The following is a 24,668-nucleotide window of genomic DNA, read 5'->3' as shown; positions in this document are numbered from 1 at the left end:
CAGCTCACTTGGCACCTTCCTTCACCAGCGCGGGCTCCTGGCCCACCACGTCGATCTGCAGGCCCTGTTCACGCAGGAAGCCGATGGGCACCACGTTGTCCTCGTAGCGGCCGGGCAGTTCGATGCGCATCCGGCCGATCTGGAGGCCGCCGACGGTGTCGATGGCGGCACCGAGGATCGATATGTCGATGTTGTAGGTGCGGGAGAGCTGGGAGATGACCGGCTGGGTGGCGGCCTCGCCGTGGAAGGTGACGTCGAGGACGGTGCGGTCGTCGCCGGAGGCCTCGCCGCCGACCGGGAACAGCGCGGCGGCCAGCTCGGAACCGGGGGTGCCGAGCAGCTCGCTGACGGTCCCGGACTCGACGATGCGCCCCTTCTCCATGAGGGCGGCCGAGTCGCAGATCGACTTCACCACGTCCATCTCGTGCGTGATGAGCAGGACGGTCAGGCCCAGCTGCCGGTTCAGGTCGCGCAGCAGCTGGAGGATGGAGCGGGTGGTCTCCGGGTCGAGGGCGCTGGTGGCCTCGTCGGAGAGCAGCACCTTGGGGTCGCCGGCGAGTGCGCGGGCGATGCCGACACGCTGCTTCTGGCCGCCGGAGAGCTGGGCGGGGTAGGCCTTCGCCTTGTCGTCGAGCCCGACCAGGTCGAGCAGCTCCAGCGCCTTGCGGGAACGTTCCTTCCCTGAGATGCCGAGGATTTCGAGCGGCAGCTCGACGTTGTCCTGGACGGTCCGGGAGGAGAGCAGGTTGAAGTGCTGGAAGACCATGCCGATACGGCTGCGCGCCTGCCGCAGCTCCCGGCCGGCCCGGGGGCCGCGCCCGGCGAGGGCGGTGAGGTCGTGACCGTCGACCGTCACGGTGCCGGCGGTGGGACGTTCCAGGAGGTTGACGCAGCGGATGAGCGAGGACTTGCCGGCGCCGGACTGGCCGATGACGCCGTACACCTCGCCCTCGCGGACGTGCAGATCGACGCCGTCGAGGGCGGTGATCTCGCGGCCGTGGGAGCGGTGGGACCGGTAGATCTTCGTCAGGCCCGTTGTGGTGATCACTGGGATTCCATCACTGTTGAGTACGCGGGCGTGGGTGGGCCCTGGTACGGGAGGGAAAATGTGCGCGGGGCAGCCGGGTCACATACGGCTCACGGCGTACGGACAGGCCACGGCGGCGGCTCGCTTCGGGGCGCGAGGCCTGGGGTGGTGCGGGGGCCCTCTAGAAGGCGCACATTCGACACATACAACGAGCACCGGGCGTCATGGTCGCCTCGGTCGCAGGGGTGCGGTCGCTCGTCGTGGTCATGCGATCAGTAAACCAGACCTACGGTCCTGACAGCCCGCCGCTGTCCGCATGCTGGACAGCGGCGGATGTCCGTCAGCGGCGCGTCGAGATCTCGACGACGTGGTCGGTGACCAGCGCCGACAGGGCAGAGAGGTCCGGCACCACGAGGTCCGCGTCCAGCTCGTCCGCCTGGTGGGTTGTGGCCAACGCCACGGTGGCCATCCCGGCGGCGCGGCCCGCCTGGAGCCCGGCCGGGGCGTCCTCGAAGACCACACAGCGGGCCGGGTCGACGCTCAGCCGGCGGGCGGCGAGGAGGTAGGGCTCGGGGTCGGGCTTGCCGCGGGAGACGTCGTCCGCGGCTATCAGCGTCTTCGGCCGTATCCCGACCGCGTCCAGGCGGGCCTCGGCGAGCCGGCGGGTGGCCGAGGTGACGACGGCCCAGCGGTCGGCGGGGAGGGAGTCGAGGAGGGCGGTGGTGCCGGGCAGCAGCCGGACACCACCGCCCGGGACGTCCTCCACCTCCAGCTGCTCGACCCGGGCGACGGCCTCCGGGACGAGGTGGGCGGGGACCAGGTCGGCGACGATGTCCGCGGCGGTCCGGCCGTGCAGTTCGACTCGGGCGAACTCCTCGGTGACGCCGTACTCCGCCGCCCAGAGGGTCCAGCAGCGCTCCACGGAGTCGAGGGAGGAGACCAGGGTGCCGTCGTTGTCGAAGAGCAGGGCTTGTGCGTGGATCGTCATGGTCTAGACCCTACGGCGTACGGCAGGGGCGACGGCGTGGGGCCGTTTCGGCCGTAATAAGGTCACCGCATGCTCAATGCCCTGTTGCTGGTGACCGGAGTCGCCGCACTGCTGCTCGCCGCGTGGTGCGGCTGGGCCGCGTACCGGGACCAGCCGACGAAGGACTGGCACTTCATCGGGATGGCCGTGGTGTCGGTGCTGGCGGTGATCCAGCTGGTGGCCGGGATCGTGCTGCTGGCCCGGGGCGACAAGCCGGCGCAGGGTACGACGATCTTCGTGGCGTATCTGGTGGGCGCCTTCGCGTGTGTCCCGGCGGCGGGGTTCATGTCGCTGGCCGAGCGGACCCGGTGGGGCTCCGTGACGGTCGCCGCGGGCGGTGTGGTGCTGGCCGTGCTGGAGGTGCGGCTCTATGACATCTGGGGAGGGTGAGATGACGACCGTGGAGCAGAGGCCGAAGCGGCTCACCAGTGGGCCGGGCACGCTTCTCGTGTGGTTCTACGGCGTGATGGTCGTCGGAGCGGTGTCGCGATCCGCGTACCAGATCGCGACCGAGTTCGACCGGGCGCCGCTCGCGTACTCGCTGTCGGCGGTCGCGGGGGTGGTGTACGGGTTCATCATGTACACGCTGGTGCGCGGCGGCGAGACGGCGCGCAGGGTGGCGCAGGTGTGCTGCGCCGCCGAACTTGCGGGGGTGTTGATCGTGGGTACGTGGACCCTGGTCGACTCTTCCGCGTTCCCGGACGCGACCGTGTGGTCTGACTACGGGATGGGGTACGTGTTCATTCCGGTGCTGTTGCCGATCTCCGCGTTGTACTGGTTGCGGAAGGGCGCCCAGCGGGGAGCGGCTTGAGGAGCGTGCGCGACTGCGGGCGGTTCGTGGCTGGTCGCGCAGTTCCCCGCGCCCCTTTCGGGGCGCTCCAGCCTGGGGCGTTGAAAAGCTAAGCCGTCGTTGCGTACGTACCGGCCGGCTTTTCCAGGACGATCATCGGGACGCCGTCCGCACCCTTCGACGTGCCTACCGTTTCGTAGCCGACCCGGCGGTACAGGCGGAGGTTGCCCTCGCTGCGGTGGCCGGTGAAGAGGCGGAACCTCTTGGCGCCGCGCTCCTCGACCAGCGCCGACTCGGCCGCGCGCAGCAGCCGCGCGCCGATGCCGTGGCCCTGGAGGCGGGGGTGGACGCAGAGTTTGCCGATGGCTGCGGCGCCGTCCTCGGTGACCGAGCCGCGGACCGAGCCGACGACCTCCTCGCCGAGTCGGGCGACGAAGACGCAGTCGGAGGCGACCTCCTGGCGGACCGAGTCGAGGCTCTGGACGAGCGGGTCGATGCGGTAGTTGCCGTACAGCGCCGCCTCGCTCTGGAAGCACAGGTACTGGAGCCTGAAGATCTGCTCTGCATCCTGCTCGGTCGCCACCGAGATGGTCACGCTCATGCCCATGTGCGCACGCCTCCCGCTCACCTGATCGCCTGTCGTTCTCACTCCTATCCCCGCGCTTCGATGGACGCAACCTCCGGCGTCAACAATCGGCGCAGACATCCCAGACATCTGGAACGTTCCGGTCCCAGACTGCCCTGTGAGATACCCAACTCCCCCGCGATCTCCCGGTATGTCAGGTCCTTCGGGGAGAGCAGAGCGTCGAGGAGGCGGGGGCAGCGGCCGGGGAGGCGGGCGATCGCCTCGCGCAGGGCGCGGTGGTGGGCGGTGGCGAGGACGCGCTGTTCGGGCGTGGGGGTGGCGTGGTCGGCGGGTTCGGTGCCGTAGGGGCGTTCATGGCGCGTCGTACGGCGGGTGCGGCGGGACTCGGCGCGGACGGCTCTGCGCAGCCAGTCCTCGGGTGCCCGGGGCGGGCCGTGGGTCTCCAGCCGCTCCAGGAGGCGGACCCAGACGGTCTGTTCCAGGTCGCCGGGGTCGCTTCCGCAGGCATACGCCTCGGCCGAGGCCTCGACGGTGAGCAGGGGGCCCAGGGCGGCAACCAGGTCGTGCGTCATGTGCGGAACGACGCGGCCGCCCCGGGACAGGTTGCCGGGGCGGCCGGGAGACACCCCGAACGGGGTGCGGGGGATCAGCCGTTGACGAAGGCGTCGCGGGCCAGGACCGCGGTGTCGGCGTTGTCCGAGAAGACGCCGTCGATGCCGGTCTCGAAGTAGGTCTGGAAGACCGGGAAGACATCGCCGTACGCGGTCACGTCGCTGCCCTTGCGGTAGGCCGGCGGCAGGAAGGGGTTCTCGTTGCGCATGGTGTAGGGGTGCAGGACCAGGCCCACCTTGTGCGCGTCCGCGACCAGCGTGCTCGGCTTGGTGAAGTTGCCGTTGGCGTCCTTCGGGATGACCAGGTCGAGGGTCGGGCCGATGCCCTGCGCGTAGCCGGCGATCTCCCGCAGGCCCTTCGGCGTGATCAGGTCGGCGACGGTGCGCGGGTCGCCGGTCGCGACGAAGTCGTAGGGCTGGGTGTTCGCCGCGGAGAGCAGGACGACCAGCGGGTTGTCGACCAGCGTGTTCAGACGCTGGATGCTGGTCGGCTCGAAGGACTGCAGGATGACCGGCGAGTTCCGCTTGTCCTTGCCGTACTTGCGCAGCAGCTTGGCGACCCGCTCCTCAAGGCCGAGGCCCAGCTTGCGGAAGTAGGTGGGGTGCTTGGTCTCGGGGTAGATCCAGACCTGCTTGCCGCGCCTGCGGGTCTGCTCGTCCTGCCACTTGAGGACTTCCTCGAAGGTGGGGATCTCCCAGTGGCCGTTGTAGAGCGTGTTGTGCGGGCGGTTGGCCGGTATGCGCTCGATCGCGCGCAGCGTCTTCAGCTCGGCGAGCGTGAAGTCCTCGGTGAACCAGCCGGTGGTGGGGATGCCGTCCAGGACCTTGGTGGTCTTGCGGTCGGCGAACTCCTTGTGGTCGGCGACGTCGGTGGTGCCGCCGATCTCCGGCTCGTGGCGGCAGACCAGGTGGCCGTCCTTGGTGGGGCACAGGTCGCCGGCCTCGACGACGTCGGCGCCGAGATCGAGGGCGAGGTTGTAGGAGCCGAAGGTGTGCTCCGGCCGGTAGCCGCTGGCGCCGCGGTGGCCGATGATCGTCGGCTTCGGCAGGCTCTTCAGGCCGCCGTGGCCGTGGCCGGACCGCGTCGCCTCGGCCGCTCTGGCGGCACCGGGCAGTCCGAGGACCGCTCCGCCGGCGCCGAGCATCGCCGCCCCGAGCAGCGCCCGCCGTCCGGTCGTGCCGTTCACCTGCGTCCGCTCGTTCGAGTCGTTCGTGTTCATGAGCGCCCTCCTGACCTTCACCCTTGGCTGCGGGCTGATCGTAGGGCTGCCGACGTGACCGAGGGGAGACCGTCGGCCCAACGGCCGGGTGACGCCGTATGGCCGGTGGACGGCGGGTCATGACGGTCCGTCGGCGACTTCCGTCACATCGCCGCGGCCTCGCCGCAAGCTGTCCCCCGGGCAGCACCGCAGGTAAACCAGCGTCAACAGTGCGTAAGACCTCGGTGAACCGGCGGTACTCGATGTGCGCTCCCCATGGGGCCGCGAGTAATGTCCTCACCTGCACAGACTCATACCGCCCCTCGACATCGGAGGACCCGTTGTCCCGCTTCGCGCTCATCAAGGCAGTGCTCGGACCGATCATGCGCCTGATGTTCCGCCCCCAGGTGGAGGGCGTGGAGCGCATCCCGGGAGACGGTCCGGTCATCCTCGCCGGGAACCACCTGACGTTCATCGACTCGATGATCCTGCCGCTGGTCAGCAAGCGGCAGGTGTTCTTCATCGGCAAGGACGAGTACGTCACCGGGAAGGGCTTCAAGGGCCGGCTGATGGCCTGGTTCTTCACCGGCGTCGGCATGATCCCGGTGGACCGGGACGGCGCGAGCGGCGGTGTCGCCGCGCTGATGACCGGCAAGCGGGTCCTGGACGAGGGCCGGATCTTCGGGATCTACCCGGAGGGCACCCGCTCCCCCGACGGCCGGCTGTACCGGGGCCGCACCGGGATCGCGCGGCTGACGCTGATGACCGGCGCGCCGGTGGTGCCGTTCGCGATGATCGGCACGGACAAGCTGCAGCCGGGCGGCGCGGGCATCCCGCGGCCGGGCAAGGTCACCGTCCGGTTCGGCGAGGCCATGGAGTTCTCCCGGTACGAGGGGATGGACCGGGACCGCTATGTGCTGCGGGCCGTGACCGACTCGGTGATGGCCGAGGTCATGCGGCTGTCCGGGCAGGAATACGTGGACATGTACGCCACGAAGGCGAAGGCCGCCTGACACTCTTTCGGCGCAAGGGCACGGACCGGGGTCCGTGCCCTTCTGTCTGCCATCCGCCTGACATCCGTCCACGTCCGCCTGGCGGTGGAATCTGGCCCGACACTTGGGTCATTCATGCGTATTTACCGCCCATATGAGCACACAGCATGTCTTATTCAGACATGCAGAAACCTTCTCGGCGTACCCTGCTCAGTGCTCCGTTCGCTGCCGCCGGCGCGGGACTCCTGGCCGCTTGTTCCGACTCCGACTCCCCCTCGCACTCCGGCCCGCAACACACGGCCGGGACCGCGGCGTTCGTCCCGCAGGGGCCCAAGGGGTTCGTCAACCCGTCGGATCCAGAGGTGCTCGCGGCCGAGCGGAAGCGCGGCTCCGGCCCCGTTCGCATGGTCACGTTCACGGCCGCCGAGAGCATGCTGGACCTGGGCGGGCGGTCGGTGCACAGCTGGGCGTACAACGAGTCGGTTCCGGGTCCGCTGGTGCGCGTCACCGCCGGTGACGTCCTGAGCCTGACCGTCAGCAACCGGCTGGCCGAGAAGACCTCCCTGCACGCGCACGGGGTGCGGCTGCGCTGCGACATGGACGGTGCTCCGGACCTGACGCAGCCGCCCATCGAACCGGGGACGGACTTCGTCTACCGCTTCGTCGCCGCCCATCCGGGCACCTATCTGTTCCACTCGCACGTCGGCATGCAGCCCGACCGTGCCCTGTACGCGCCGTTCATCGTCGACGACCCGAAGGAGCCTCTCGCCTACGACAAGGAGTGGATCGTCGTCCTGGACGACTGGGTCGACGACATCGACGGCTCCGACCCCGAGCAGGTGCTCGCCCAGCTCAAGCCGGGCGGCTCCATGGGGATGGGGATGAGCATGGGCATGGGCCCCGGCCACGGCGGCCCGAGCCCGCGCCGGTCGGCGAGCGCCTCCGCGGCACCGTCCAGATCCAGGAAACGGATGGGTCCCGACCGGGTGCTGCGCGATTCCCACAGCAGCATGCTGCACGGCGAGGGGGGCAACGTCGCCTATCCGCACTACCTGGCCAACGGGCGGCTGCGCACCGACCCCTCCGTCTTCCGCTGCAACCCCGGCGACCGCGTCCGGATCCGCCTCATCAACGCGGGCTCCGAGACGGCCTTCCGGGTCGCGCTGGGCGACCACGCCATGACCGTCACCCACACCGACGGCTACCCCGTGGAGCACAAGAGGACCGACGCCCTGCTCATCGGCATGGCCGAGCGGTACGACGTCCTCGTCACCGCCAAGGACGGCGTCTTCCCGCTGGTCGCACTCGCCGAGGGCAAGAAGGGCAAGGCGCTCGCGATCCTCCGTACCGACAAGGGAAGAAACCTTCCGGCGGCGGATGCCCGCCCGAACGAGCTGGACCGCGAGGTCGTGCCGGCCCGCCGGCTGCTGCCGGCCGAGTCCGTCCGCATGGACGACCGGGTACCCGACCGCGACCTGCGGATCAGGATCACGGGCACGATGCAGAAGTACGACTGGGGGTTCGACCACAAGCCGTACGACGTGCGGCAGCGGCATGCGGTGCGGGCCGGTGAGCGGGTGCGGCTGACGCTCATCAACGCGACCGACATGTGGCATCCGATGCATCTGCACGGGCACACGTTCTCGGTCACCGGGCTGAACTCGGCGGGGGCCCGGAAGGACACGACGATCGTGCTGCCGCACCGCAAGCTGGTGCTCGACTTCGACGCCGACAACCCCGGGTTGTGGATGCTGCACTGCCACAACCAGTACCACTCGGAGAGCGGGATGATGACGGTGCTCGGCTACAAGAGGTGAGGCGTCACGCCGGCAGGGCGCCTTCCAGTTTCTGCCCCTTCAGCAGGAACCAGGCCGCCGCCGCCGTCGCCAGGAGGACCACGGCGCCCGCGCCGGAGGCCAGGTGCAGACCCTGGACGAAGGAGTCCCGGGCCGCCGCCAGCATCTCGGTGGCCGCGTGCGGGGACATGGCCGTCGATGCCTGCACCGCCGCGCCCAGGGATTCGTGAGCGGCGGCCGGGGTGCCCGCCGGGGCCGGGAATCCGCGGTAGACGCCCATCACGATCGAGCCGAGCAGGGCGATGCCCAGGGCCGCGCCCAGTTCGTACGCCGTCTCGGAGACCGCCGAGGCCGCACCGGCCTGGTCCTTGGGGACGCTGGAGAGGATCACGTCCGCCGTGACCGTGAAGGAGAAGCCGGCGCCGACGCCGACCACCAGGAGGGCCGCGCCGAGGACCGGGTAGCCGGTGGACTGCGAGAGCGTGGTCAGGGCCGCGAGGGCCACGCCGACGGCCGCCAGACCGCCGGAGACCACCGCGCGTACCGAGTGGCGGCGGGCCGTCCGGCCGGCCACCAGGCCCGCCGCCACCGCGCCCATGGCAGCCGGGAGTTCGGCCAGGCCCGCCTCGAACGGGGGCCTGCCCTGGACCAGTTGCAGGTACTGGGAGAGGAAGAACACCAGGCCCGACATGCCGAGCACGGTCAGCAGGTCGGCGAGGACGGCACCGCTGAAGCCGCGCCGGCGGAACAGCCGCATGTCGAGCAGGGGCTTGGGCATGGTGAGCTGACGGCGGACGAAGCCGTAGAGGGCCGCGGTGCCGAGGAGGGCGGTGCCCGCGGTGACTCCGGTGAGGCCGTGGGTCGCGGCCTCCTTCACCGCGTACACGACCGCGATCATGCCGACCAGCGACAGGACGACGCTGATCAGGTCCCAGGGGCCGGGGTCGGGGTTGCGGGACTCGGGGAGCGTCCTGATGCCGACGAGGACCAGGACCACCATCACCGGCAGGTTGATGAGGAAGACCGAGCCCCACCAGAAGTGTTCGAGCAGGAAACCGCCCACGATCGGGCCGACGGCCGTACCGGCGGAGGCGGTGGCGCCCCAGATGCCGACGGCGAGGCTGCGCTCGCGCGGGTCGTGGAAGAGGTTGCGGATCAGGGCGAGGGTGGCGGGCATCAGGGTCGCGCCGGCGACGCCCAGCAGGGCGCGGGCCGCGATCATCATCCCCGGGGTCGTCGCGTACGCGTTCAGGACTGATATCGCGCCGAACACCGTCGCACCGCCGAGCAGGATCCGCTTGCGGCCGATGCGGTCGCCAAGGCTGCCCATGGAGACCAGCAGTCCTGCGATGACGAACGAGTAGACGTCACCGATCCAGAGCAGCTGGGTACCGGAGGGGTTGAGGTCTTCGCTGATGTAGGGGGTCGCGAGGCCGAGGACGGTCGCGTCGACGGCTACCAGCAGCACGGCAAGCACCAGGACGGAGAGCGCGAGCCAGCGGCCCGGGCGCTTCTCCTCCGTCTCCGTGGTGAACGCCGGCCGCACGGTGCTGGTCATGATTCCTCTCTTCGTCGTGCACCGCCGAGCAGCAGCTCGACGATCATGTGGGTGAAGTCCTTGGGGGCGACCCTGCCCTCCGTCACCGCCCAGGCGGCGGAGGCGAGCAGGCCGTACAGCGCCTCGGTGAGCCAGGCGGGGCTGAGGTCGATACGGAACTCGCCGTTCTGCTGGCCGCGTCGGAAGAGGGCCGCGATGCGGTCGTCGATGCGGGTCCAGCCCTGGTTCTGCTGCTCGCCCTCGAACAGCTGGTTCTCGGTGTAGAGGAAGGCCAGCAGGCCGGCGGCCGGTTCGATCTCGCGGACCAGGCGGTGGACGGCGTCGGCCGCCGGGCCCTCGTCCAGGCGGGCCGCGTCCAGGGCCGCCTCGCACTCCTCGATGCCGAGCGCCTCCAGCGCGCGGACGAGCGCGTCCCGGCCCGCGAAGTGCCGGTGCAGGGTGGCCCGGCTGATCCCGGCGGCCTTCGCGACCTCGTCCATGGTCGCGGTGGATTTACGGGTCAGCAGGGCGGCCGCGCTGCGCAGCACCTGCTCACGATCGAGAGCCATGAGACAAGAGTAACCCATGTGAGACACCTCTGTCTCACCATGGGCATGCGTGACTCACTAGAGGCTGGTCGGGGGTGGTTCCGCGTCAGTGCCAGGGCAGGCTGCCGCGGCGCTCCCAGTAGGCGTGCGGCTGCTCGGCCAGGGTGGCGAGGCGGGTCAGCTGGTCCTCGTCAAGGTCGACCGCGGCCGCGTGGAGGTTGGAGTCGAGCTGGGCGAGCGTCGCCGCGCCGGACAGGACCACTCCGGCCCAGGGCTGCCGCAGGACGACGGCGAGGGCCACGGCGTCGCAGCCGAGGCCGGTCTCCTCGGCCACGGCCCGCAGCGCGTCGGGGGCGTGCGGGGCGGCCAGGCGGCCGTTGGCCATGCCCTCCTTCACGATCACCGTCAGTCCGGCCTCGTGCGCCTCGGCGAGGGCGGGTCCTGCCGAGGTCTCCAGGGCGTTGTACGTCGACTGGACGGTACGGAAGAGGGGCTCGCCGTCGACCGTGACGGCGAGGGCGGCACGAATGGCGTCGGCCTGGGCGGGTCCGCTCGTGGAGAAGCCGACGGTGAGGCCGGTGGCGGCCGCTTCCGCGAGGCGTGCGTGCAGTTCCTTGTCGGTGAGGGCCGGGCTGTCCGGGGTCACCGAGTGGATCTGGTAGAGGTCGAGGTGGTCGCCGAGTAGTTCGGTGGTCTCGGCGCGCTGACGGTCGTAGGTCCGGACGCTGTGGTCCTTGACCTCGTGGGTCTCGGCGTCCGCGGACCAGCCGGCGGTGTAGGTGTAGCCCCATTTGCTGCCGACGACCACGTCGGCGGCGGCGTCGGGGCGGGCGTTCAGCCAGTCGGCGAGGAACTCCTCGGAGCGGCCGTAGGAACGGGCCACGTCGAAGTAGCGGACGCCCTGGGCGTAGGCGGCGTCGAGGAGTTCGTGCGTGCGGGTGCGCAGCGCGGCTGCGCTGCGATCAGTGCCGAGGTCCTCTTCGCGACCGAGGTTGATGTAGCCGGGGCGGCCGACTGCGGCGAGACCCAGTCCGATATGGCAGGTGGGGGTTGTCGCTGAGGCCAGTCGGGCGAAAGGCATCGCGGGCTCCGTTCGGTCGGCTCCGTAGAGGGCTTCGACCAACGTAACCCGCGATGACCTTTGGTTCGCCGCTCGGCTCGGGGTGCCGTGCGTTCGCGCCTGCGGGTGCTTCGTGGTTGCTCGCGCAGTTCCCCGCGCCCCTGATGGGGCGCTACCACTCGGGGCGCTTGATCAGCTCACTTCTTGACGTCCGCCCAGGCATGCTGCGTCGCCACGTTCGCCTTGACCTCCGCCAGTTGCACCGCCACCGCGCTCGGGGCCGTGCCGCCCCGGCCGTTGCGGGAGGCGAGGGCGCCGGGGACGTTGAGGACCGTGCGGACCTCGGGGGTCAGGTGGGCGCTGATCTTCGCGAACTGGTCGTCGGTCAGTTCGTCCAGCTCCTTGCCCTCGGCCTCGGCCGCCTTGACGCACTCGCCGGCCACCTCGTGGGCCACGCGGAACGGTACGCCCTGCTTGACCAGCCACTCCGCGATGTCGGTGGCGAGGGAGAAGCCGGCCGGGGCCAGTTCCTCCATGCGTTCGCGGTTGACGGTGAGGGTGGCCATCATGCCCGTGAAGGCGGGGAGCAGGACCTCCAGTTGGTCGCAGGAGTCGAAGACCGGCTCCTTGTCCTCCTGGAGGTCGCGGTTGTAGGCGAGCGGGAGGGCCTTGAGGGTGGCCATCAGGCCGGTCAGGTTGCCGATCAGGCGGCCCGACTTGCCGCGGGCCAGCTCCGCGATGTCCGGGTTCTTCTTCTGGGGCATGATCGAGGAGCCCGTGGAGAAGGCGTCGTGCAGGGTGACGAAGGAGAACTCCTTCGTGTTCCAGATGATGATCTCCTCGGCGATCCGGGAGAGGTTCACCCCGATCATCGCGGTGATGAAGGCGAACTCGGCCACGAAGTCGCGGGAGGCCGTGCCGTCGATGGAGTTGCCGACGCTGCCGTGCTCGAAGCCGAGGTCCGCGGCCACCGCCTCCGGGTCCAGGCCGAGCGAGGAGCCGGCGAGGGCGCCGGAGCCGTACGGGGAGACGGCGGTGCGGTCGTCCCACTGGCGCAGCCGCTCCGCGTCCCGGGACAGGGACTGGACGTGGGCCAGGACATGGTGGGCGAAGAGCACCGGCTGGGCGTGCTGGAGGTGGGTGCGGCCGGGCATGGCCACGTCCGGGTGGGCCTCCGCGAGACCGATCAGGGCGTCCTGGAGGTCGGCGACCAGGCCGCCGATCACCCGGGCGTGGTCCCGGAGGTACATCCGGAAGAGGGTGGCCACCTGGTCGTTGCGGGAGCGGCCGGCGCGGAGCTTGCCGCCGAGGTCGGGGCCGAGGCGCTCCAGGAGGCCGCGCTCCAGAGCCGTGTGGACGTCCTCGTCGGCGATGGTGCCCACGAAGGAGCCGTCGGCGACATCGGCCTCCAGTTGGTCGAGGCCGGCGATCATGCGCTGGAGTTCGTCCTCGCTGAGCAGGCCCGCCTTGTGCAGCACGCGCGCGTGGGCACGCGAACCGGCGATGTCGTAGGGCGCGAGCCGCCAGTCGAAGTGGACGGACGCGGACAGCTTCGCCAGGGCCTCGGCGGGACCGTCGGCGAAACGGCCGCCCCAGAGCCGTACGTCACCGCTGTTGCTGCTCACTTGCGTTGCTCCTAGAAGAGATACGGATGTGGCACCGCCTCCCCGGCCATGAACGGGGAGGCGGTCGTCACGCTACTGCTTAGGAGAGATCCCGCTTCGCGGCAATCTTCGACGACAGGCTGTAGATGTCGATGAAGCCCTTGGCCGCGGCCTGGTCGAAGGTGTCGCCGGTGTCGTAGGTGGCGAGGTGGAAGTCGTAGAGGGAGGAGCCGGAGCGGCGGCCGGTGACCACCGCGCGGCCGCCGTGCAGGGTCATCCGGATGTCGCCGGTGACATGCTGGTTGGCCTCGTTGACGAAGCCGTCCAGGGCGCGCTTGAGCGGGGAGAACCACTGACCGTCGTAGACGAGTTCGCCCCAGCGCTGCTCCACCTGCCGCTTGTAGCGGGCGAGTTCGCGCTCGACGGTGACGTTCTCCAGTTCCTGGTGGGCCGTGATGAGCGCGATGGCGCCCGGCGCCTCGTACACCTCGCGGGACTTGATGCCGACGAGACGGTCCTCGACCATGTCGATGCGGCCGATGCCCTGGGCGCCCGCGCGCTCGTTCAGTTCCTGGATGGCCTGGAGGACGGTGACCGGCTTGCCGTCGATGGCGACCGGGGCGCCCGCCTCGAAGCTGATGATCACCTCGTCGGGCTCGCGCGGGGTGGCCGGGTTCTGGGTGTACTCGTAGATGTCCTCGATCGGGCCGTTCCAGATGTCTTCCAGGAAGCCGGTCTCGACGGCGCGGCCGAAGACGTTCTGGTCGATGGAGTACGGGGACTTCTTGGTGGTCGCGATCGGGAGGCGCTTCGCCTCGCAGAAGGCGATCGCCCGGTCGCGGGTCATCGCGTAGTCGCGGACCGGGGCGATGCAGGTCAGGTCGGGGGCGAGGGCGACGATGCCGGCCTCGAAGCGGACCTGGTCGTTGCCCTTGCCGGTGCAGCCGTGGGCGACCGTGGTGGCGCCGTGCTTGCGGGCGGCGGCGACCAGGTGCTTGACGATCGTCGGCCTGGAGAGGGCGGAGACCAGCGGGTAGCGGTCCATGTAGAGGGCGTTGGCCTTGACCGCCGGGAGGCAGTACTCCTCGGCGAACTCGTCCCTGGCGTCGGCGACCTCGGCCTCGACCGCGCCGCACGCCAGGGCGCGCTTGCGGATGACGTCCAGGTCCTCGCCGCCCTGGCCGACGTCCACCGCGACGGCGATGACCTCGGCGCCCGTCTCCTCGGCGATCCAGCCGATGGCGACGGAGGTGTCCAGCCCGCCCGAGTAGGCGAGTACGACGCGCTCGGTCATGGGTCCCTCCTCCCGTACATCCACTTGCCATGCATGAGTATGCATAGCTCTGCATGATTCGTCAATCCGGCTCGCTCCGGCCACGGAGACCTCCCGAGCCATGTCGGGGATTTGTGAAAGAGGCTTGAACAAATGAAACCGCTTTCTCGTACCCATCCCCGAACGCCGGCGCCGCGTTTGTAAACCCACCTCTGACCCGAGTGAGGCATCCGCATGTCCAGGGCTCTTCCGAAGTACAACAAGCGTCGCGTCGTGCTGATCGGCGGCGCTGCCGCAGTGGCGCTCTCCGGTGCGATCATCGCCGGTTCGGCCCTCGCCGGTACGCCCGACAAGAGCAGTGGCACGAGCAACGCGCGCACCCTCGCCGCCTCGCCCGGCACCATCACCTGCCCGGACGTCGCCTCCCGGCTGCCCGCGATCCCCGCCTCCGCGCAGGCCGAGGTCGACCGCAACCTCACGCTCCTGCAGACGCAGATCCAGGAGGCCAACAAGCGGCTGGTCGACACGGTGGGCCAGGGCGGCCCGAACTTCGTGAACAACGCGATCCTCGGCCCCCTCAAGGACAAGCGCGTGGCGACCGTCAACCGGATCGCCACGGCGATCGGCCGTACGGCCGCCAAGCCGACCGGCCTGGACGCGCTGGCGCCGTGCACCCTGAACGCGAGCGGGACCGGCACGAACACGGGCAGCGGTACGGCGACCGGCGCGGCCTCCGCCTCGGCCACGCCGAGCACGGCGGCCACCCAGCAGCAGTCGACCGGCAGCACCGGCACGAGCACCGGAAGCTCCGCGGTGGGCACGATCACCTGCCCCGACGTCGCCTCGCAGCTGCCGGCGATCCCCGCGTCCGCGCAGGCGGAGGTCGACCGGAACCTCACCCTGCTCCAGACTCAGATCGACGAGGCCAACAACCGGCTTCAGACCACGGTCGGCCAGGGCGGCCCGAACTTCGTGAACAACGCGATCCTCGGCCCCCTGGCGGACAAGCGGAAGTCGACCATCGACCGGATCGCGATCGCGATCGGCCGTACGTCGACCAAGCCGACCGGCCTCGACTCCCTGGCCGCCTGCACGCTCACCAAGTGACGTGACAGGCAGCTGTGGCCGCCCCGTGTACAGCGCCAGCCGGGGCGGCCACAGTGGTGTCCGGGGCCTGGGGCCCCGGGGGTCGTCCGGATGCCGGAATTGCTTAGACGTGCGAAGTAAACGCGCCGATAATCCCCCGGTATGGGAAAGACCTATGAGCGCATCGACGGCAGGCTCCGCACGTTCATCGAGGAACAGCCCCTGTTCTTCACCGCGACCGCCCCGCTCGCGGGCGACGGCACGGTCAACCTCTCCCCCAAGGGCCTCCAGGGCTCCTTCGTGGTACTCGACGAAGGCACCCTCGCGTACCTGGACTTCGCCGGCTCGAACGCCGAGACCATCGCCCATCTGCGGGAGAACGGCCGCATCACCCTGATGTGGTGCGCCTTCCAGGGCCCGCCGAACATCGTGCGGGTGCACGGGCACGGCGAGGCGGTCTTCCGCGACGACCCCCGCTTCCGGGAACTCCTCACCCGTTTCCCGGACATCGACCCGACCCGGCACGGCCTGCGCGCGATCATCGTCGTGCACGCCGAACTCATCCGGGACAGCTGCGGTTACGCGGTCCCCTACATGGCGTACGAGGCCGACCGTGACCTGCACGGGAAGCGGTTCGCGCGCGAGGACGACGCCTCGCTGAGCGCGTACTTCGAGAAGAAGGACCACATCGCGGTGAGCCTGGACGGCCTACCCGGGCTGCCGTTGCCGCTGCCGCCGTCTACCGTCTGAGCCATGCGTCCAGGCGTCGTCGTCACCCTTGTCTCCGCGTCCCTGCTGCTGCTCGGTGCGGCACCGGGGGCCGGGGATCCGCAACCGCTGCCCGCCCGGATGGCCGACACGGGCGGCGGCGACCAGCTGATCACCGCCGAGGCGCCCGCGCCGAACTCGACATCGGGGACCGTGACCTGGTGGGAGCGGCGGGACGGACAGTGGGTGCAGGTGGGGACGGCCGCCGCACGGTTCGGCGCGAAGGGGCTGGTCGAGGGGGCCGCGCGGCAGCAGGGCACGAACACCACCCCGACAGGGCTGTACGACCTTCCGTTCGGGTTCGGCCTCCAGGCGGCGCCGACGGGTACCTCCGTCAAGTACCGCCCGGTGACGGCGACTTCGTGGTGGTGCCAGGACAACAACTCGACCTCCTACAACCGTTGGGTGGAGCCGCTGCCGGCCGACTGCCTGGCCACCGAGGCGGAGCAGCTGTCGTCGTACGGGACGCAGTACGCGTATGCGCTGGTGATCGGCTTCAACTACGAGCGTCCGGTCCGGAGGCGCGGGGCCGGGATCTTCCTGCATGTCAACGGGGACGGGGCCACCGCGGGGTGTGTGTCCGTGCCGGTGGACGCGATGCGGGAGATCGTGCGGTGGGTGGATCCGAAGAAGGGGCCGCATATGGCGATCGGGACGGTGGACGGGGATACGGCTCTTACCCGGTATTGAGGTGCGGTTGCGCCGTAAGAGGTGCGGTGCGTTGGCGGGTGCAGTCCGTCTTGGGCTGGTCGCGCCCACGCGGCGGAGCCGCACATTGATACAGCCCCGCGCCCCTAGGGAGTGGCGGTTGCCGGCAGCTGCACGGTGAACGTCGTCGAGCCGGGGCGGCTCTCCAAGGTCACCGTTCCCCCGTGCGCCTCCACCACCGCCGCCACGATCGACAGGCCCAGGCCCGCTCCCCCGCCGGAGGCGTCCGCGCGGCGGCGGTGTTCCGCTCTCGTGAAGCGTTCGAAGACGCCGGACTGGATGTCCTGCGGGATGCCGGGGCCGTCGTCGTGGACCTGAAGGGCCGCCCGGGCGCCGTCCGTCTCCAGCGTCACCGTCACCTTCGTGTCCGCGGGGGTGTGCAGTCGGGCGTTGGCCAGCAGGTTGGCCAGCACCTGTTGCAGCCGGTGCGCGTCGCCGGTCACCGTCACCGGTTCCTCGGGGAGGTCCAGGGTCCAGCGGTGGTCGGGACCCGTGGCACGGGCGTCCGTGACCGCGTCCAGGGTCAGACGGGTGAGGTCGACCGGGTGGCTCTCCAGCGGGCGGCCCGCGTCCAGGCGGGCCAGCAGGAGGAGGTCGTCGACCATCTCGCCCATCCGGGAGGACTCGGCGGCGATGCGTTCCAGGGCCCGGGTGATCTCGGGGGGCAGCGGGCCCGGGTGGAGCAGCGCCAGTTCCGCGTGCCCGCGGACCGTGGCGACCGGGGTGCGCAGTTCGTGACTGGCGTCGGCGGCGAAGGAGCGGAGGCGTTCCTCACTGGCGTGGCGCTTCGTCAGCGCGTCCTCGACATGACCCAGCATGCGGTTGAAGGCGGTGGCCACCCGGCCGACCTCGCTGCGGGGGTCGGATTCGGGGGCGCGGGGTGGCAGCGCCACCTCACCGCTGGCGAGCGGGAGTTCGCTGACCCGGGTGGCCGTCGCCGCGACCCGGCTCAGGGGGCGCAGGGACCAGCGGACCCAGAGGGCGCCGGCCACCCCGGCCACGGCCAGGGCGAGGCCGAAGACCGCGGCGCAGACCAGTTCCAGGCGGTGCACGGTGGCCCGGACCGGTTCCAGGGGCAGCCCGGTGATCAGGACGTCGCCGTCGCGGCCGGTCCAGGCCAGGAGCCGGTAGTCGTGGATCGAGGCGAGCGGGACCGTGTGCGCCCTGCCGTCCACCGGAAGCCGGGCGAGGGCCGCACGGTCCCCCGCGGTGAGGCCGACGGTCAGGTCCGGGTCGGTTCCGGAGGGGATGACGGCCGCGTTGGTGACCTGGCCCTTCAGCAGGCGGGCGCCGAAGGTGCCGGCGGCCTGGCGGCGGGTGTCGCCGTGCTCGTCGCCGTCCCGGTCGCTGGGCTTGTAGTCGCCGTGTTCGAGGGACTGCGGGAAGCTCGGCCCCGTCTGCTGGAGCTGCTGGTCCAGGCGCCCGGTGAGAAAGCCGTTCAGCTCGACCACGGCCGCGACGCCCACGGCCGCGCAGCTCAGCGCGAGCAGGACGACCAGGCCGGCGGTGAGGCGGGCGCGGAGGGTGCGCAGGCGGGGCAGGCGCCGTAGCCGCGGTAGCCGTCGTACGGGACTCACCTGGTCACCGGCTTGAGGACATAGCCCGCGCCGCGGACCGTGTGGATCATCGGCTCACGGCCCGAGTCCACCTTCTTGCGCAGGTAGGAGATGTACAGCTCGACGACGTGGGCGCGGCCGCCGAAGTCGTACGACCACACCCGGTCCAGGATCTGTGCCTTGCTGAGGACACGGCGCGGGTTGCGCATCAGGAAGCGGAGAAGTTCGAACTCGGTCGGGGAGAGCTCGATCAGTTCGCCGGCCCGGGTCACCTCGCGGGCCTCCTCGTCCATGGTCAGGTCGCCGACGACCAGCCGGGGGCCGTCCTCCTGCTGGCGGGCCATTCCGGCGCGGCGCAGCAGGCCGCGCAGCCGGGCGACGACCTCCTCCAGGCTGAAGGGCTTGGTCACGTAGTCGTCGCCGCCCGCGGTGATGCCGGCGATGCGGTCCTCGACGGTGTCCCGGGCGGTGAGGAAGAGCACGCAGACGTCCGGCTTGACCCGGTGCAGCGAGCGGAGCACGGCGAAGCCGTCGGTGTCCGGGAGCATCACGTCGAGGACCACCGCGTCCGGCAGCAGCTCCCGGGCCGCGGCCAGGGCGGACGCGCCGTCGCCGGCCGCGCGGACCTCCCAGCCCTCGTAGCGCAGGGCGCCGGTGAGCACCTCCGCCAGGTCGGGGTCGTCGTCGACGACGAGGACGCGGAGCGGGGTGCCGTCGGGGCGGGTGAGGGCGGGGCGGCCGGAGCGGGTCGTGTTCATGGCGTCTACCAGCATCGCTCCTCCTGGTGGCGAGCGGTGACCCCCGGCCCTCTGAGTTTGCTCTGAGTCGGCTGAGCCCGGTGGTCACTGAGAGGTCACTCAGAGGTTCGGGCTGCACAGTGGCGGCACCGAACGGAGAAAGGACCCGACTCATGACGACCGTGGACGAACGGCGTACGGCCTCGGCCGTGCCCGCCGTGGCCACGCGCCGCTCCCCGGCCGCCGCCGTACTCGCCGTGCTGTGGGCCGGGGCGGCGGCCGTGTTCGTGCTGTGGTGGTCGGACACCGGCTCGGTGGTCGGAGCGGCCGGCTGGCTGACCGGGGCCGGGCGGATGGCCGGGCTGCTGTGCGGGTACGCCTGCGCGGTGCTCGTCGGCCTGATGGCCCGGGTCCCGCTGCTGGAGGTCCGGGTCGGCTCCGACCGGGTGGCGCGGTGGCATGCGATGGCCGGGCGGTACACCGTCTGTCTGCTGGTCGCGCACATCGCGCTGATCCTCACCGGGTACGCGGCCCAGGACCACGCCTCACTCGTCCACGAGACGGTGAACGTCGTCCTGGACTACCCCGACATGCTCAAGGCGACCGCCGGCACGGTGATCCTCTTCGCCGTCGGCATCACCTCGATGCGCGCGGCACGCCGGCGTACCAGCTACGAGTTCTGGTACTACGTCCACCTGCTCACCTACGCGGCCGTCTTCCTCGCCTTCTTCCACCAGCTGACGCTGGGCAACGACTTCAACGGCAAGCCGGTCGCCACCGCCTTCTGGTACGCGCTGTACCTGGGGGCCGCGGCCCTGGTGGTGTGGTTCCGGGTGCTGGCGCCGATACGGCTCAATCTCCGGCACCGGCTGCGGGTGGAGTCCGTGCGGCAGGAGGCGCCCGGCGTGTACTCGGTCGTGGTGCAGGGCCGGCGGATCGGTGAACTGGGCGCGCAGGCCGGGCAGTTCTTCCGCTGGCGGTTCTTCGGCGGCGACGGCATGGGCTGGACGTCCACGCCGTACTCGCTCTCGGCGCCGCCGCGCGGCGACCTGCTGCGGATCACCGTCAAGGCGCTCGGCGACCACAGCGCGGCCGTGTCGCTGCTGCGCCCCGGCACCCGGGTGTGGGCGGAGGGGCCGTACGGCTCCCTCACCGCCGACCGGGCCACCGGCCGGCGCTCCCTGCTGATCGCGGCCGGCGTCGGGGTCACCCCGCTGCGGGCGCTCTTCGAGACGCTGCCCGGCGAGGTCACGCTGCTCTACCGGGCGCGCACGGCCGAGGATCTGGCGCTGGGCGGCGAACTGGAGGCGATCGCACGGTGGCGCGGGGCCCAGGTGCGCTATGCCCTCAACGGTCCACGCGGCGAACGCCCCGCCCTCACGGCGGAGTCGCTGCGGGCCGCCTTCCCCGACCTCGCCGGGCACGACGTGTACATCTGCGGCCCGCACGGCTTCGCCCAGGAGCTGTACGGCGCGCTGCGCGCCGCCGGTGTGCCCGGTCGCCGTATCCACCACGAGTCCTTCGAGCTGTGAGGCCCCTGCCGTGCATCCGCTGAACAAGAACCGGCCGCTGCGGCGCATCATGCTGGCGAGCGCCGCCACCGTCTCCGGGATGGTGATGCTGCTGGCGCTGAAGCCGCACACCGCCCCGACCGTGGTCACGGACTCGGCGGCCCCTGCGCCGTCGGGCAGCGCGAGCGCCGCGTCCGGCGGGTCGGGCAGCAGTACCGGTGCCAAGACCGTCACCGGGGACACCGTGCAGACCCGCTGGGGCCCCGTCCAGGTGCGGGTGACCGTCAAGAGCGGGAGGATCACCGACGTCACGGCGCTCCAGTACCCGCAGGACAACCCCCGGGACCAGCAGATCAACAGCTACGCCCTGCCGCAGCTGCGCCGCGAGGCGCTGACGGCACAGAGCGCGCAGATCGACACCGTCTCCGGGGCCACCTACACCAGTGAGGGTTACCAGCAGTCACTCCAGTCCGCGCTGGACTCCGCAGGTCTCTGAACACTCAGGCTGTTCGGCACGTATCTGTGGGCCAAGGGTCAAAGCCCCACGGAGGAACCGTGACCACCACGCTCGCAGGCGGACGTGCCGCCCGCCGCCAGACGATGCGCCGCATCCGCCCGCGCCGCTCCCCGGCCGTACCACTGCTGATCGCCGTATGGGCGGGCGCGGCGGCCGTGCTGTGGCTGTGGTGGCACAACACCCCGTCCATCGCCGACCAGAACGGCAAGATCCTCAACGCCGGCCGCATCACCGGTCTGCTGGCCGGATACCTGATGGCACTCGTCGTGCTGCAGATGGCCCGGGTACCGGCGCTGGAGCGGCGGGTCGGCTCCGACCGCGTAGCCCGCTGGCACGCGATGAGCGGGCGCTACACCCTCTGCCTGGTCTTCGCGCACGTCTTCCTCATCATGTGGGGCTATGCCCTGCAGGCCGGCAAGACGCTGAACGACATCGTCCAGCAGACCATCGACTCCATCAACCAGCTCCCCGACATGGGCAAGGCGGCCATCGGCACCGGTCTGTTCGTGGTCATCGGCCTCACGTCGATCGGCCCGGTCCGGCGCAGGATGCCGTACGACACCTGGTACCACGTGCACCTGCTCACGTACGCGGCGGTGTTCCTGACCTTCTGGCACCAGATCACCACCGGCAACGACTTCGCTCTCACGCCGATGGCCAAGACGTTCTGGTACGGCCTGTACGGCGCCGTCACCGCGCTGGTCGTGTGGTACCGGATCTTCACCCCGATCCGCCTCAACCTGCGGCACCGGATGCGGGTCGAGGCGGTCATCGAGGAGACGCCGGGCATCGTGTCGGTGCTGATCGGCGGGCGCAAGCTGCACCGGATGGGCGCGCAGGCCGGCCAGTTCTTCCGCTGGCGGTTCATGGCCCCCGGGATGCGGTTCAGTTCGCACCCGTACTCGCTGTCGGCGGCACCCCGCCCCGACATGCTGCGGATCACCGTCAAGGCGATCGGCGACCACAGCGCGCGGCTGCGCGAACTACGGCCCGGAACCAAGGTGTGGGCCGAAGGGCCGTACGGGGCGATGACCGCGTCCCGGCGCAGCCGCGGCAAGGTTCTGCTGGTGGCGGGCGGTGTCGGGATCACGCCCATGCGGGCGCTGTTCGAGACGCTGCCCGGCGCCGCCGGCGACCTGACCCTGCTCTACCGTGCCAACACCACGCAGGACCTGGCCCTCTGGGACGAACTCGCCAAGATCGCCAACGAGCGCGGGGCCCGGCTGATGTACGCGGTCAACAGCCCGGAGGGCGAGCGGCCGGACATCTCCGCGGAGAACCTCCAGCGGAAGATCCCGGACATCGACAACCACGACGTCTTCATGTGCGGCCCGCCCGGGTTCGCGCAGGGCGTGTACGAAGCACTGCGCGGCGCGGGAGTTCCCGCCCGCCGCATCCATCACGAGTCGTTCGAGATGTGAGCGACGGGACCCCACGGGAATCCAGGGAATCGGGAGTTCGTAAGCGATGAGGAAGAGTCACCCCATCAGGCGTGTGGTGCTGGCCACCGCGGCGACCGTGTCCGGTGTCGTGCTGCTGCTGTCGCTGAAGCCGTCGTCCGACCCGGCGTCCGCGGCGGCGGGCGCGGCCCCGTCGGCCGCGGCGGCGGGACAGGAGTCGCCGCAGGGCGGCACCGGGGCCGCCGGCGCCACCACCGTCACCGGTGACGCGACCCAGACCCAGTACGGGGTCGTGCAGGTGCGGCTGACCGTCGCCAACGGCAAGATCACCCAGGCCGAGGCGGTCCAGGCGCCCAAGGGCGGCACCAGCGACCAGAAGACCGCGCTGTCGGTACCGCAGCTGAACAAGGAGACGGTGGCCGCGCAGAGCGCGAACATCGACTCGGTCTCCGGCGCGACCTACACCAGCACCGGGTACAAGCAGTCCCTGCAGTCGGCGCTGGACAAGATGAAGGAGACGGCGGGCGCGACCGGCTCCTCGTCGGGTACCTCGGGCTCCTCCGGCTCCGCGCAGGCGCAGGCCAAGACGGTGACCGGGCAGGTCGCGCAGACCCAGTACGGGCCGGTCCAGGTCCGGATCACCGTCGCCGGCGGGAAGATCACCAAGGCGGAGGCCGTGCAGGCGCCCAGCGGCGGCACCAGCGACCAGAAGACCGCCCTGTCCGTACCGAAGCTCAACCAGGAGGCGGTGGCGGCCGGGAACGCGAACATCGACTCCGTCTCCGGGGCCACCTACACCAGCACCGGCTACAAGCAGTCCCTGCAGTCCGCGCTGGACCAGGCCGGTGGCTGAGGCGGTGGCCGAGTCCGCGCAGGCTCCGGCCGCGGTACGTCACGCGGAGGAGGTCATGGGGACCGTCTTCTCCTTCGACGTCCGCGGCGGGCGTCCGGACGCCGTACGGGCGGCCCTGGGCGAGGCGGTCGCCGGACTGCACCGGGTCGACGAGGTGTTCAGCACCTACCGCGAGAACAGCCAGGTGTCCCGGCTGGCGCGGGAGGAGACCGCCCTCGCGGAGTGCGACCCCGAGGTGGCCGAGGTGCTGGAGCTCGCGGCCGAGGCGGAGCGGGTGAGCGACGGCTGGTTCAGCACCCGCTACCGGGGCAGCCTGGACCCCACCGGCATCGTCAAGGGCTGGTCCGTCGAGCGGGCGGCGCGGGCGCTGGCGCGGGTGGCCGGGGTGACCGGGGTGAGCGTGAACGGGGGCGGCGACGTCCAGATGTTCGGTGCGCCCGAGCCGACCCGGGCGTGGCGGGTGGGGATCGCCGATCCGCTCAGGCCGGGCGGGCTGGCGGCGGTGATCTCGGCGGCGGGGGTGGACGAACTGGCGGTGGCCACGTCCGGTACGGCGGAGCGGGGCGCCCATATCGTCGACCCGCGGACCGGGAAGTCGGCGGTGACGGACCTGGTGGCGGTGACGGTGGTCGGCCCCCGTCTGACCTGGGCGGACTGCTGGGCCACGGCGGCGTTCGCGATGGGGTCGCGGGCGGGGTTGGCTTGGCTGGAGTCCCTGCCGGATGTCGAGGCTCTGCTGATCACGGCTGGTGACGAGGTGCGGTGCACCGGGGGGCTGGCCGCGCGTCTGGGCTGAGGTACCCGCGGCTATGTGAGCCACGGCTGGGGCAGCGCCCCTTTAGGGGCGCGGGGCTGTATTCGACATGCGGCTACCGCCGCGTGGGCGCGACCAGCCCCCACCCACCGGCAGACGCACCCACCCGCGTCACATCCCTCCGTGGCCGTTCTGAGCCAGCCTCAGCAGATGGTCGGCCAGGGCCTGACCCCCCGTCGGCTCACGACTGATGAGCAGCAGCGTGTCGTCCCCCGCGATCGTCCCCAGGATGTCGTGCAGCTCCGCCTGGTCGATCGCGGACGCGAGGAACTGCGCCGCCCCCGGCGGGGTCCGCAGGACGACGAGGTTCGCCGACGCCTCCGCGGAGATCAGGAGTTCCTGGGAGAGGCGCCGCATCCGCTCCTCCTTCGCCGACCCCCCCAGCGGCGCACGCGGGGTACGGAAACCCCCCTCGCTCGGCACCGCGTAGATCAGTTCCCCGTCGGTGTTGCGGATCTTCACCGCGTTCAGCTCGTCGAGGTCCCGGGAGAGCGTCGCCTGGGTGACCGTCAGCCCGTCGTCGGCGAGCAGCTTCGCGAGCTGGCTCTGCGACCGCACCGGCTGCCGGTTGAGGATGTCCACGATCCGGCGGTGCCGGGCGGTCCGGGTCTGCGGTACCGCGGGCCCCGCCCCGCCCGACTGGTCGAACTCCTGCGCCTGGCTCATCG

General features: G+C 71.0%; 25 protein-coding genes. 12 read left to right on the top strand and 13 right to left on the bottom strand.

Annotation, left to right across the window (positions count from 1 at the left end):
* Positions 1-4: 4 nt before the first annotated feature.
* Entirely contained in the window at positions 5-1,048 is a 1,044-nt protein-coding gene (locus ACGFZQ_RS21725) for a methionine ABC transporter ATP-binding protein (protein WP_393841686.1), read from the bottom strand.
* A gap of 319 nt (positions 1,049-1,367) precedes the next feature.
* Entirely contained in the window at positions 1,368-2,015 is a 648-nt protein-coding gene (locus ACGFZQ_RS21720; protein ID WP_393841685.1) for an HAD family hydrolase, read from the bottom strand.
* Between the two features lie 69 nt (positions 2,016-2,084).
* Between ACGFZQ_RS21720 and ACGFZQ_RS21715 the strand changes: the two genes are divergently transcribed.
* Both ACGFZQ_RS21715 and ACGFZQ_RS21710 read left to right on the top strand, forming a co-directional pair.
* Positions 2,085-2,444, top strand: a complete 360-nt coding sequence (locus tag ACGFZQ_RS21715) for a hypothetical protein (RefSeq protein WP_351700601.1) — start codon at positions 2,085-2,087, stop codon at positions 2,442-2,444.
* A complete protein-coding gene (locus ACGFZQ_RS21710) occupies positions 2,425-2,865 on the top strand; it encodes a hypothetical protein (RefSeq protein WP_393841684.1) in 441 nt (146 codons plus the stop codon). Before ACGFZQ_RS21715 ends, ACGFZQ_RS21710 begins: the two co-directional genes overlap by 20 nt.
* A gap of 88 nt (positions 2,866-2,953) precedes the next feature.
* On the opposite strand, the gene ACGFZQ_RS21705 is transcribed toward ACGFZQ_RS21710, so the two are convergent.
* From ACGFZQ_RS21705 to ACGFZQ_RS21695, 3 genes are all read right to left on the bottom strand, one after another.
* Positions 2,954-3,451, bottom strand: a complete 498-nt coding sequence (locus ACGFZQ_RS21705) for a GNAT family N-acetyltransferase (protein WP_351700595.1) — start codon at positions 3,449-3,451, stop codon at positions 2,954-2,956.
* Between the two features lie 44 nt (positions 3,452-3,495).
* Entirely contained in the window at positions 3,496-4,002 is a 507-nt protein-coding gene (locus ACGFZQ_RS21700) for an RNA polymerase sigma factor (protein WP_393841683.1), read from the bottom strand.
* Positions 4,003-4,076: 74 nt separating this feature from the next.
* Complete coding sequence (locus ACGFZQ_RS21695) at positions 4,077-5,261, bottom strand: glycerophosphodiester phosphodiesterase (RefSeq protein WP_393841682.1); 1,185 nt, start codon at positions 5,259-5,261, stop codon at positions 4,077-4,079.
* 320 nt (positions 5,262-5,581) lie between these two features.
* On the opposite strand from ACGFZQ_RS21695, the gene ACGFZQ_RS21690 reads away from it, so the two are divergent.
* Both ACGFZQ_RS21690 and ACGFZQ_RS21685 read left to right on the top strand, forming a co-directional pair.
* On the top strand, positions 5,582-6,253 hold the full coding sequence (locus tag ACGFZQ_RS21690) for a lysophospholipid acyltransferase family protein (RefSeq protein ID WP_351700587.1): 672 nt from the start codon (positions 5,582-5,584) through the stop codon (positions 6,251-6,253).
* Between the two features lie 161 nt (positions 6,254-6,414).
* Positions 6,415-8,049: a multicopper oxidase family protein gene (locus ACGFZQ_RS21685; RefSeq protein WP_393841681.1), complete on the top strand. Its 1,635-nt coding sequence runs from the start codon at positions 6,415-6,417 to the stop codon at positions 8,047-8,049.
* A 4-nt stretch (positions 8,050-8,053) separates the two neighbouring features.
* On the opposite strand, the gene ACGFZQ_RS21680 is transcribed toward ACGFZQ_RS21685, so the two are convergent.
* From ACGFZQ_RS21680 to ACGFZQ_RS21660, 5 genes are all read right to left on the bottom strand, one after another.
* Complete coding sequence (locus ACGFZQ_RS21680) at positions 8,054-9,586, bottom strand: MFS transporter (protein WP_393841680.1); 1,533 nt, start codon at positions 9,584-9,586, stop codon at positions 8,054-8,056.
* Positions 9,583-10,134 (bottom strand): TetR/AcrR family transcriptional regulator, encoded by a 552-nt coding sequence (locus tag ACGFZQ_RS21675; protein ID WP_393841679.1) that lies wholly within the window; start codon positions 10,132-10,134, stop codon positions 9,583-9,585. The genes ACGFZQ_RS21680 and ACGFZQ_RS21675 overlap by 4 nt, the downstream gene beginning before the upstream one ends.
* Positions 10,135-10,219: 85 nt before the next feature.
* Positions 10,220-11,194 (bottom strand): aldo/keto reductase, encoded by a 975-nt coding sequence (locus ACGFZQ_RS21670; protein WP_393841678.1) that lies wholly within the window; start codon positions 11,192-11,194, stop codon positions 10,220-10,222.
* Positions 11,195-11,370: 176 nt separating this feature from the next.
* Positions 11,371-12,798, bottom strand: a complete 1,428-nt coding sequence (argH, locus tag ACGFZQ_RS21665) for an argininosuccinate lyase (RefSeq protein ID WP_393841677.1) — start codon at positions 12,796-12,798, stop codon at positions 11,371-11,373.
* 79 nt (positions 12,799-12,877) lie between these two features.
* On the bottom strand, positions 12,878-14,071 hold the full coding sequence (locus tag ACGFZQ_RS21660) for an argininosuccinate synthase (protein WP_393841676.1): 1,194 nt from the start codon (positions 14,069-14,071) through the stop codon (positions 12,878-12,880).
* A 213-nt stretch (positions 14,072-14,284) separates the two neighbouring features.
* Here ACGFZQ_RS21660 and ACGFZQ_RS21655 point away from each other — a divergent pair, with 213 nt between their 5' ends.
* The 3 genes from ACGFZQ_RS21655 (at position 14,285) to ACGFZQ_RS21645 (ending at position 16,594) form a co-directional block, all read left to right on the top strand.
* Positions 14,285-15,157, top strand: a complete 873-nt coding sequence (locus ACGFZQ_RS21655) for a hypothetical protein (RefSeq protein WP_393841675.1) — start codon at positions 14,285-14,287, stop codon at positions 15,155-15,157.
* A gap of 141 nt (positions 15,158-15,298) precedes the next feature.
* Positions 15,299-15,886 (top strand): pyridoxamine 5'-phosphate oxidase family protein, encoded by a 588-nt coding sequence (locus ACGFZQ_RS21650; RefSeq protein WP_393841674.1) that lies wholly within the window; start codon positions 15,299-15,301, stop codon positions 15,884-15,886.
* A gap of 3 nt (positions 15,887-15,889) precedes the next feature.
* The gene (locus tag ACGFZQ_RS21645; RefSeq protein ID WP_393841673.1) at positions 15,890-16,594 is read left to right on the top strand and encodes a L,D-transpeptidase; all 705 of its coding nucleotides are present in this window, start codon (positions 15,890-15,892) and stop codon (positions 16,592-16,594) included.
* 104 nt (positions 16,595-16,698) lie between these two features.
* Here the strand turns inward: ACGFZQ_RS21645 and ACGFZQ_RS21640 are convergent, their stop codons facing one another.
* Positions 16,699-18,189, bottom strand: coding sequence for an ATP-binding protein (locus ACGFZQ_RS21640; protein ID WP_393841672.1), 1,491 nt, complete (start codon positions 18,187-18,189; stop codon positions 16,699-16,701).
* On the bottom strand, positions 18,186-18,926 hold the full coding sequence (locus ACGFZQ_RS21635; RefSeq protein WP_351735930.1) for a response regulator transcription factor: 741 nt from the start codon (positions 18,924-18,926) through the stop codon (positions 18,186-18,188). The genes ACGFZQ_RS21640 and ACGFZQ_RS21635 overlap by 4 nt, the downstream gene beginning before the upstream one ends.
* Positions 18,927-19,078: 152 nt before the next feature.
* Between ACGFZQ_RS21635 and ACGFZQ_RS21630 the strand changes: the two genes are divergently transcribed.
* From ACGFZQ_RS21630 to ACGFZQ_RS21610, 5 genes are read left to right on the top strand one after another with little or no spacing between them, the layout of a single operon-like run.
* A complete protein-coding gene (locus tag ACGFZQ_RS21630; protein ID WP_393841671.1) occupies positions 19,079-20,437 on the top strand; it encodes a ferric reductase-like transmembrane domain-containing protein in 1,359 nt (452 codons plus the stop codon).
* Positions 20,438-20,447: 10 nt separating this feature from the next.
* Positions 20,448-20,912 (top strand): FMN-binding protein, encoded by a 465-nt coding sequence (locus ACGFZQ_RS21625; RefSeq protein ID WP_393841670.1) that lies wholly within the window; start codon positions 20,448-20,450, stop codon positions 20,910-20,912.
* Between the two features lie 59 nt (positions 20,913-20,971).
* Positions 20,972-22,354: a ferredoxin reductase family protein gene (locus tag ACGFZQ_RS21620; RefSeq protein ID WP_351735801.1), complete on the top strand. Its 1,383-nt coding sequence runs from the start codon at positions 20,972-20,974 to the stop codon at positions 22,352-22,354.
* 46 nt (positions 22,355-22,400) lie between these two features.
* The gene (locus tag ACGFZQ_RS21615) at positions 22,401-23,186 is read left to right on the top strand and encodes an FMN-binding protein (RefSeq protein ID WP_351735803.1); all 786 of its coding nucleotides are present in this window, start codon (positions 22,401-22,403) and stop codon (positions 23,184-23,186) included.
* On the top strand, positions 23,179-23,982 hold the full coding sequence (locus ACGFZQ_RS21610) for an FAD:protein FMN transferase (protein WP_351735804.1): 804 nt from the start codon (positions 23,179-23,181) through the stop codon (positions 23,980-23,982). Before ACGFZQ_RS21615 ends, ACGFZQ_RS21610 begins: the two co-directional genes overlap by 8 nt.
* Positions 23,983-24,111: 129 nt before the next feature.
* Here the strand turns inward: ACGFZQ_RS21610 and ACGFZQ_RS21605 are convergent, their stop codons facing one another.
* Positions 24,112-24,666 carry an arginine repressor gene (locus ACGFZQ_RS21605; protein WP_393841669.1) on the bottom strand — a complete coding sequence of 185 codons (555 nt, stop codon included), beginning with the start codon at positions 24,664-24,666 and terminating at the stop codon, positions 24,112-24,114.
* Positions 24,667-24,668 lie beyond the last annotated feature (2 nt).

Origin of the sequence: Streptomyces sp. NPDC048254 (assembly GCF_043201895.1) — a bacterium.
Classification (GTDB): domain Bacteria; phylum Actinomycetota; class Actinomycetes; order Streptomycetales; family Streptomycetaceae; genus Streptomyces.
Note: the sequence above shows the minus strand (reverse complement) of the source record. Positions and strands in the feature narration are given on the sequence as shown.

What these genes read in the sequence shown, in the direction of transcription:
- ACGFZQ_RS21705 (WP_351700595.1), bottom strand. Translation starts at nt 3,451, where the DNA reads ATGGGCATGAGCGTGACCATCTCGGTGGCGACCGAGCAGGATGCAGAG.
- ACGFZQ_RS21720 (WP_393841685.1), bottom strand. Translation starts at nt 2,015, where the DNA reads ATGACGATCCACGCACAAGCCCTGCTCTTCGACAACGACGGCACCCTG.
- ACGFZQ_RS21645 (WP_393841673.1), top strand. Translation starts at nt 15,890, where the DNA reads ATGCGTCCAGGCGTCGTCGTCACCCTTGTCTCCGCGTCCCTGCTGCTG.
- ACGFZQ_RS21675 (WP_393841679.1), bottom strand. Translation starts at nt 10,134, where the DNA reads ATGGCTCTCGATCGTGAGCAGGTGCTGCGCAGCGCGGCCGCCCTGCTG.
- ACGFZQ_RS21670 (WP_393841678.1), bottom strand. Translation starts at nt 11,194, where the DNA reads ATGCCTTTCGCCCGACTGGCCTCAGCGACAACCCCCACCTGCCATATC.
- ACGFZQ_RS21635 (WP_351735930.1), bottom strand. Translation starts at nt 18,926, where the DNA reads ATGAACACGACCCGCTCCGGCCGCCCCGCCCTCACCCGCCCCGACGGC.
- ACGFZQ_RS21710 (WP_393841684.1), top strand. Translation starts at nt 2,425, where the DNA reads ATGACATCTGGGGAGGGTGAGATGACGACCGTGGAGCAGAGGCCGAAG.
- ACGFZQ_RS21655 (WP_393841675.1), top strand. Translation starts at nt 14,285, where the DNA reads ATGTCCAGGGCTCTTCCGAAGTACAACAAGCGTCGCGTCGTGCTGATC.
- ACGFZQ_RS21680 (WP_393841680.1), bottom strand. Translation starts at nt 9,586, where the DNA reads ATGACCAGCACCGTGCGGCCGGCGTTCACCACGGAGACGGAGGAGAAG.
- ACGFZQ_RS21630 (WP_393841671.1), top strand. Translation starts at nt 19,079, where the DNA reads ATGACGACCGTGGACGAACGGCGTACGGCCTCGGCCGTGCCCGCCGTG.
- ACGFZQ_RS21700 (WP_393841683.1), bottom strand. Translation starts at nt 4,002, where the DNA reads ATGACGCACGACCTGGTTGCCGCCCTGGGCCCCCTGCTCACCGTCGAG.
- ACGFZQ_RS21650 (WP_393841674.1), top strand. Translation starts at nt 15,299, where the DNA reads ATGGGAAAGACCTATGAGCGCATCGACGGCAGGCTCCGCACGTTCATC.
- ACGFZQ_RS21695 (WP_393841682.1), bottom strand. Translation starts at nt 5,261, where the DNA reads ATGAACACGAACGACTCGAACGAGCGGACGCAGGTGAACGGCACGACC.
- ACGFZQ_RS21615 (WP_351735803.1), top strand. Translation starts at nt 22,401, where the DNA reads ATGAGGAAGAGTCACCCCATCAGGCGTGTGGTGCTGGCCACCGCGGCG.
- ACGFZQ_RS21685 (WP_393841681.1), top strand. Translation starts at nt 6,415, where the DNA reads ATGCAGAAACCTTCTCGGCGTACCCTGCTCAGTGCTCCGTTCGCTGCC.
- ACGFZQ_RS21715 (WP_351700601.1), top strand. Translation starts at nt 2,085, where the DNA reads ATGCTCAATGCCCTGTTGCTGGTGACCGGAGTCGCCGCACTGCTGCTC.
- ACGFZQ_RS21605 (WP_393841669.1), bottom strand. Translation starts at nt 24,666, where the DNA reads ATGAGCCAGGCGCAGGAGTTCGACCAGTCGGGCGGGGCGGGGCCCGCG.
- ACGFZQ_RS21660 (WP_393841676.1), bottom strand. Translation starts at nt 14,071, where the DNA reads ATGACCGAGCGCGTCGTACTCGCCTACTCGGGCGGGCTGGACACCTCC.